This window comes from uncultured Campylobacter sp., from assembly GCF_905371695.1.
In the GTDB taxonomy this organism is placed as follows: Bacteria; Campylobacterota; Campylobacteria; order Campylobacterales; family Campylobacteraceae; genus Campylobacter_A.
On sequence record NZ_CAJPMA010000085.1, the window covers coordinates 1 to 7,191 of the forward strand.

Here is a 7,191-nt window from a genome sequence, read left to right on the forward strand (position 1 = left end):
TGCAGCTAAGCTGGATACAATTCGGTCCATGGGCATGCCCTGATGAAAAGGGATTTGGCGTAGGCTCTATGTTTAACGTAAACGGAAGCTTCCGCTACGGAATTTCAGTCGATCCAAGAACCGGCAAACGCTATATGAACGAGCTAGCAGACCGCCGCACCCGCTCTCAAGCTATGTTTAAAGTAATCGACGCAAAAGCGGATATCTATCCGATCAACTTCTGCGATAGCGAGGGCGTAAAAAATATGGTCATACCTGAGCACTACACCAAACCGCTGGAATCTGGCGTACTAAAGAAATTTGAAACCCTAGACGAGCTAGCTGCAGCTTATAAAATCCCTGCCGCAGAGCTAAAAAAGACCGTCGAGAGATATAATAGCTTCGTTAAATCGGGCAAAGACGAGGACTTTGGTAAACCTATGGATAAAACCACTACAAACGGCGTAGATATCTCTAAGCCACCTTTCTACGCTATGCGCGGTACGCCAAAACTTCACCACACTATGGGCGGTATCGATATTAATACCAAAGCTCAGGTTATCTCATTGCAAACAGAGATGCCTATTCCAAGATTATTTGCAGCAGGCGAGATCACAGGCGGCGTACACGGAGCTAGCCGCTTAGGTAGCGTGGCGATCGCAGATTGTCTAACGTTTGGTATGATAGCGGGTGAGAATATAGGCTAAATCGTAAAACGAAGTTCTCGCGAGCCTATGCGTCGTTAGATCTAAATTTTGTCGCTTGATGAACGAAATATTCTATCTGCGCTCTAAAATTTAGATCCGCTTCGCCTAAAGCTCGCGATAATTCGTTTTAAATTTGCATTTTTTGAGCGCTTTTTAGTTACGCTTCGCTTACTGCTCTGTAATAAGCGAAGTTTGCCAAAATTTGCTCATTAGGCGGCTACGCAACTAGCCTACGCTAAATTTTAGCCGCATAACTCCAAAATTCGTCCCAAAATACTTGCAAATACGTCGTGAAATTTCTATGAAATTTTCAAATTTTAATTAATCTAATCAAAGGAGGGGCTATGAAAGCTTTAAATGTTTCAAGAAGGGATTTTGTTAAGTTAAGCATCGCGGGCGCCGGCGCGCTTGCTTTGGGCGCGGTAAATGCGGATGCCGTGGCAAACGCAAAGGACGTAAAATTCGACGAGGAGTGGGACGTCGTCATTATCGGTAGCGGCTTTGCGGGTCTTGCTGCGGGCATCAAGGCTGCGGAGCGCGGAAATAAGGCGCTAATTTTAGAAAAAATGGGGCGCGTGGGCGGAAATAGCGTTGTAAACGGCGGAATTTTTGCTGTGCCGTGTAGCGAACTACAAAAGAAAAACGGCGTCAAAGATTCAAAAGAGCTTTTTATTTCCGACTGCGTCAAGGCGGGACTTGGACTAAATCACGTCGAGCTACTTGAAGTGCTAGCCGACCGCGCCGTAGATACGTTTAACTTTACCGTAAAACACGGCGCAAAATACCTAGATAAGCTACTTTTAGAAGGCGGACATAGCGTGCCTAGGACGTATTATACGCAAAACACGAGCGGCTCGGGCATCGTGCAGCCGCTCGTGGAGTCGTTTAAAAAATTTGACGGTTGCGAGCTTCGCGCCCGCACGAAATTCGACGATTTCGTAACGGACGATAGCGGCCGCGTCGTAGGCGTAGCCGTGAGAGAAAACTATAAATTCGATAAGGATTTATTTAGCGACGACCGCGAAAATAAAGGCGGCGATAAGAAATTTATTAAGGCTAAAAAAGGCGTCGTGCTAGCTAGCGGCGGCTTTTGCAGCGATAAATTCTTTAGAAAACTCCAAGATCCTCGAGCGGTACCGGAATTTGACACCACAAACCACCCTGGAGCCACTGCGGGTGCGCTCATTTCGGCGTTTAAGGTAGGCGCGCTACCGGTGCAGATCGGCTGGATTCAATACATCCCGTACAAATGCCCGGACGAAAAGGGCAACGGCATCACGAGCAAATTTGCCGCGCAAGCTAGCTTCCGATACGGATTTTCCGTCGATCCGAAAACCGGTAAACGCTATATGAACGAGCTAGCCGACCGCAAAATCAGAGCCGACGCGATGTTTAAAATCATTGACGCCAAAGCAAACAGCTACCCGATCAACCTCTGCGACTCCGTAGCCGCGGCAAAACTAGTGCCGAGCGACCTCGAAAATCCGATGAATAGCGGCGTCATCAAAAAATTCGACACCCTTGAGGAGCTAGCGGCGTTTTATAAAATGCCTGCGGGAGAGCTAACCAAAACCGCCGAGCGTTATAACGGCTTTGTGGCGTCGGGCGTCGATGAGGACTTCGGTAAACCGATGAAGCTAACCGACGGGATCACGGTCTCAAAACCGCCATTTTACGCTATGCGTGGCGCTCCGAAGCTGCACCACACCATGGGTGGCGTAAAGATCAACACCAAAGCGCAAGTGCTAAATATCGACGATGAGCCGATCGCGGGGCTATATGCCGCGGGCGAGGTTACGGGCGGTACGCACGGAGCCAGCAGGCTAGGCAGCTGCGCGATATTAGACTGTCTAACGTTCGGTATGATAGCCGGAGAAAATATTTAATTTGCGGCGGCTTTTTATTATTTTTAAATGAGCTTTTTGCCTCGTTTTGTTTGCAACGGTAAGCAGGAGAAATTTTGCCCTATGATGGATCGCGCGTGCTATCTCGGGCAAAATTTCCGCGCTTCTGTCTTGCGCTCGTTAAGCTTATGACAACGCTACTTTGCCCTGCGTGCAAAGCGTCGCGGAGCATGAAGCGAATTCGGTACTTTTAAGATGCAAGTCTCAGCGAGTCAAATTTTACAAATTTAACTCCGAATTTACCCGCCAAATTTAACTCGCAAAATTTAAAAACCAAACTCCGCGTAAAATTCGTTCAGGTAGTCCGAGTAGTAGGTATTGCCGTTTCTAGCGTCAAATTTGCCCGCCAGCTCCAAAGCCGTTTTGTAGTCGTTCTCGTCGCCAAACGCGCTAACTGCGATGAAAAATCGCAGGTCGTTTAGATCGTCGTTGCCTTCAAGTATCGCCGCGGAGTGCTTGCGCGCCAAATTTAGCGCCATATCGCGCTCGCCTAGCCTAACGGCGATCTCGATTAGCGGTGCGATCTCGTTTATGACGCGAGGATTTGACTCGATCGTCGCCGCAGCCTTTGGTAACAGGGCTTTTGCCTCTTCTATCTTGCCCGTCTTTATCATACTAAAAAGTATCGGCGCGTAGGTCGTGTGAGGCACTTCGGCACAGGTTAGCTCGCCTGAGAGTATCGGCGCGGCAAGACCTAGCGCCGCTGCGTGCTCGCCGGCAAAATTTAAATAGGCGATCTCACCCGATGCCTCGCATGCTTCGCAGTCGGCCATATCGTCTTTGGCGAGCTTTTTCCACAGTGCGTAGTTTGTCTTTGCTTCTCTAGCATCGCCCATGTCTATGTTTTGATTCATCAAGGCCTTGTAGTAGGCCGCCAGCGAGAGCTCCATGCGCTCGTAGTAAAACAACATCGCTTCGTTTGCTTCGTCTATGAGCTCCTTTTCTATCACGGAGCTTTGAGCGACGCCCGAGACGATCCATTTAAATTTCCACAGGCAGTCTACAAAGTCGTCGAAATTCGGGTATTCGCTCTCGTTTTCTTTTGAATTTTGCACGATATAGTCCGTGAGCCACATTAGCGCTCTGGTTCTTAAAAACGCGCCGAATTTTTCAAAATCGTCGTTTAAAATAAAGTCGCAAATTTGCGCGGCAAACGCCAAATCCTGCGCCTCTACGGCGTCTCTTATCTCGTCAAACAAAAACTCCTCTTTATCGGCTAACCTATCAAATTCTTTTAGCTTTTTATAAAGCTCTTCTAGCGTGCGCTCTTGCATTTGCTCCCCTTGTTAAACATTTTTGCGATAAATTGTTAATATTATATCCGTCTAATCTAAAAACGGGTTTTTATCGGCCCTTTTTAACGATATTTGACTTATATTAGATTTTGTTCTATTATTACGTTTATAAATTCTTAGATTTAAGTTGTAAATTTAAGATAAAAATAAAAAGGAGACAAAATGGCTCAAATTTCAAGACGAAATTTCATAAAAATCGGTGCCACGGGAGCTCTTTCTCTAGCGGCGAGCAGCGCAAGCGCCGCGACGAACGAGAAAGAGGTCAAATTTGACGAAGAATACGACGTAATCGTTATCGGCAGCGGATTTGCGGGCTCTATGGCGACGCTAAAAGCGCTTGAGCGCGGACTAAAAGTGCTAATGATAGAAAAGATGGGCCGCGCGGGCGGTAACTCGGTCATAAACGTCGGAAACATGGCAGTACCGAATAACGAATATCAAAAAGAAAAAGGCATCAAGGACTCAAAGGAGCTATTTATCGCCGACTGCCTAAAAGACGGGCTAAACCTTAACCACGTCGACCTGCTCGAAGTCATCTACGATAGAGCCAACGAAGCATACGAATACCTAAAAACCATCGGCGTAGAATTTTCACCAAAGGTTATATCGGCTAGCGGTCACTCGATCATGCGCGCCGTGCAGGTCAAGGTCGCAAGCGGTTCGGGATACATCCAACCGATGCACAAAAAGATAGAAGAGAATCCAAACGCGCTCATCAAAAAGAGGACGAAATTCGACGAGTTCGTACTGGACGAGAGCGGCCGCGTCGTGGGCGTAAAATGCCGCGAGAACTATAAATTCGACGGCGAGCTAAAAAGCGACGATTTGGAAAATACGAGCGGCGAAGTCAAATTTATAAAAGCTAAAAAAGGCGTTATCTTAGCCGCGGGCGGCTTTAGCTCGGATAAGTGGTTCCGCGCGCAACAAGTGCCGTATTTAAAGACCAACATCGATACCGTCTCGCAGCCCGGAGCCACTGCGGGCGCGCTAATAGCTGCGGTAAATATCGGCGCAAATCCTCTGCTTTTAAGCTGGATCCAGCTAAACCCGTACACTAACCCGACCGAAAAGGGCTTCGGCACTTCTGCCGTTTTTACCAACCATTGCAGTAACGACTACGGCCTAAGCGTAAATCCTAAAACCGGTAAACGTTTTATGAACGAGCACGCGGGGCGTAAGATAAAATGCGACGCGATATTTAAAGTGATGGCCGAGGGCGCAAACAACGACAATTATCCCGTAAATATCTGCGACCAAGCCGCCGTAGACGCAAACAATCCGCTTTATACCTCAAAAGGCGTGGAGTCAGGGTCGATAAAGAAATTTAATACGCTAGAAGAGCTGGCTAAAGCCTACGGTATCCCGGTAGAGCCGTTTTTAAAGACGGTCGCGGACTTTAACGGCTACGTTAAAGCGGGAAAAGATCCAGAGTTTGGCAAACCGCTCGCCGAGGCCGACGTGCACGGCATCGACGTGTCTAAACCGCCGTTTTACGCGAGTCTAAGTACGCCGAAAATCCTCTACTGCATGGGCGGCGTACAGATAAATACCAAGGCCGAAGTCATCTCTATGAATACGCAAAAGCCGATCCCCGGTCTATATGCTTGCGGCGAGATCACCGGCGGCGTACAAGGCGGCGGCAGGCTGGGCACGATGAGTATGAGCGATTGCATGGTGTTTGGTATGGTAGCCGGAGAAAATATCGGCGCTTAATAGCGTCTAAAATTTATCGTTTACCGAGTAGTTCTATAATTGCACCCTTTGTTATTAAAGGGTGCAAATGCTAAAAATTTCATTCAATCAGAAAATTTCGCAGCAAAACTTAATTATAATTTCGGCCGTTTTATTTTGCGCGTTTTATAATTTCTCGTTTTTTAAAAATTTTATAGCTCAATACGGCGGCGGCGCAAATTTGCTTTATTTGGGCGTTAGCGCCGTAATATTGGCGGCGTTTATCGCACTGTTTTTTACGCTTTTTAGCTCTTGCTATACGACTAAGCCTTTGCTTATCGCTACCTTTTCGGTTTCGTCGTTTACGGCCTATTTTATGGATAATTACAACGTAGTAATCGATAGCGAAATGGTTCGAAATACGCTAGAAACTAATTTCGGCGAAGCCTGCGATCTATTTAGCGCTAGACTTTTGCTTTATACGGTATTTTTAGGCATTTTACCTTGCTTTTTAATTATAAAGACAAAGATTGTTTATCGTCCTATAAAAGCTGAAATCCAAGCAAAGTTAAAAGTCGGTCTTGCCTGCGCCGTTATTATTTCTGTGCTAATTTTAAGTTTTAGCAAATTTTATTCGTCGTTTTTTAGAGAGCATAAATCGCTTCGGTATTATACCAACCCTACTTATTGGATTTATAGTATCGCGAATTTTGCGGTAAAATCCGTTAAATCGGCCCCGAAAGAGTTTCAAAAGATCGGCGAAGACGCCTGGATAAATAAAACTTCGACCGACCCCAAAGAGCTTGTCGTATTAGTCGTCGGAGAGTCCGCCAGAGCGGATAGATTAGCGCTAAACGGTTATAAAAAACCTACCGATCCGCTTTTGTCTAAACAAAAAAACGTCGTTAGTTTAAGCAATGTTTATTCTTGCGGTACTTCGACGGCTTATAGCGTGCCTTGCATGTTTTCATCGCTTACGAGAGAAGATTTCAGCGTGGAAAAGGCGGCGCGCCGCCAAAACGTACTTGATATACTAAAAGAAAATACGAAAAACGTCGAAATTTTATGGCGAGATAATAATTCAGACTCCAAAGGCGTAGCTATAAGAACAGCTTACGAGGATTTCAAAACGCCTAAATCAAATGGCGTCTGCGACGATGAATGCCGCGATATCGGGATGTTAAAAGGGCTTGACGAGTTTATCGCTAAAAACGGCGATAAAGATATTTTAATTATCCTTCATCAAATGGGTAATCACGGTCCGGCTTATTTTAAACGCTATCCGAAAGAATTTGAAAAATTTACTCCCGTATGCAGAGATAGCGAACTGCAAAACTGCTCCGTCGACGAGATAAATAACGCTTACGACAATGCGGTTTTATACACCGATTATTTTCTTTCGAGCGTGATAGATTTTTTAAAGACTTACTCGTCTACGCGCGAGACGGCGATGATTTATATGAGCGATCACGGCGAAAGCCTCGGCGAGAAAGGAATTTATCTGCACGGTATGCCGTATATCTTTGCTCCCGAGGCTCAAAAACGTATAGCGAGCATCGTTTGGCTGGGCGGCGAGATAGAAAAAAGATATGATATAAATAGGATGAAACTAGGCCTTAATAAGATAAAACGGCT

At 46.2% G+C, this 7,191-nt stretch carries 5 protein-coding genes; 4 read left to right on the forward strand and 1 reads right to left on the reverse strand.

Going from position 1 to position 7,191, the window contains the following annotated elements:
• Both QZ147_RS07500 and QZ147_RS07505 read left to right on the forward strand, forming a co-directional pair.
• The coding region (locus QZ147_RS07500) for an FAD-binding protein (protein WP_295148864.1) at window positions 1–686 on the forward strand (686 nt) is incomplete at its 5' end.
• Window positions 687–1,030: 344 nt separating this feature from the next.
• Window positions 1,031–2,572, forward strand: a complete 1,542-nt coding sequence (locus tag QZ147_RS07505) for a flavocytochrome c (protein WP_295148866.1) — start codon at window positions 1,031–1,033, stop codon at window positions 2,570–2,572.
• 284 nt (window positions 2,573–2,856) lie between these two features.
• Here QZ147_RS07505 and QZ147_RS07510 read toward each other — a convergent pair whose 3' ends face one another.
• The gene (locus QZ147_RS07510) at window positions 2,857–3,864 is read right to left on the reverse strand and encodes a hypothetical protein (protein WP_295148868.1); all 1,008 of its coding nucleotides are present in this window, start codon (window positions 3,862–3,864) and stop codon (window positions 2,857–2,859) included.
• Between the two features lie 183 nt (window positions 3,865–4,047).
• Here QZ147_RS07510 and QZ147_RS07515 point away from each other — a divergent pair, with 183 nt between their 5' ends.
• Window positions 4,048–5,598, forward strand: a complete 1,551-nt coding sequence (locus tag QZ147_RS07515; protein WP_295148870.1) for a flavocytochrome c — start codon at window positions 4,048–4,050, stop codon at window positions 5,596–5,598.
• 67 nt (window positions 5,599–5,665) lie between these two features.
• Window positions 5,666–7,191, forward strand: a 1,526-nt coding sequence (locus QZ147_RS07520; RefSeq protein WP_295148872.1) for a phosphoethanolamine--lipid A transferase, incomplete at its 3' end; no start/stop codon positions are given.

Bases quoted from the DNA above. Each gene is read 5' to 3' on its own strand.
- QZ147_RS07505 (WP_295148866.1), top strand. From the start codon at position 1,031: ATGAAAGCTTTAAATGTTTCAAGAAGGGATTTTGTTAAGTTAAGCATC.
- QZ147_RS07510 (WP_295148868.1), bottom strand. From the start codon at position 3,864: ATGCAAGAGCGCACGCTAGAAGAGCTTTATAAAAAGCTAAAAGAATTT.
- QZ147_RS07515 (WP_295148870.1), top strand. From the start codon at position 4,048: ATGGCTCAAATTTCAAGACGAAATTTCATAAAAATCGGTGCCACGGGA.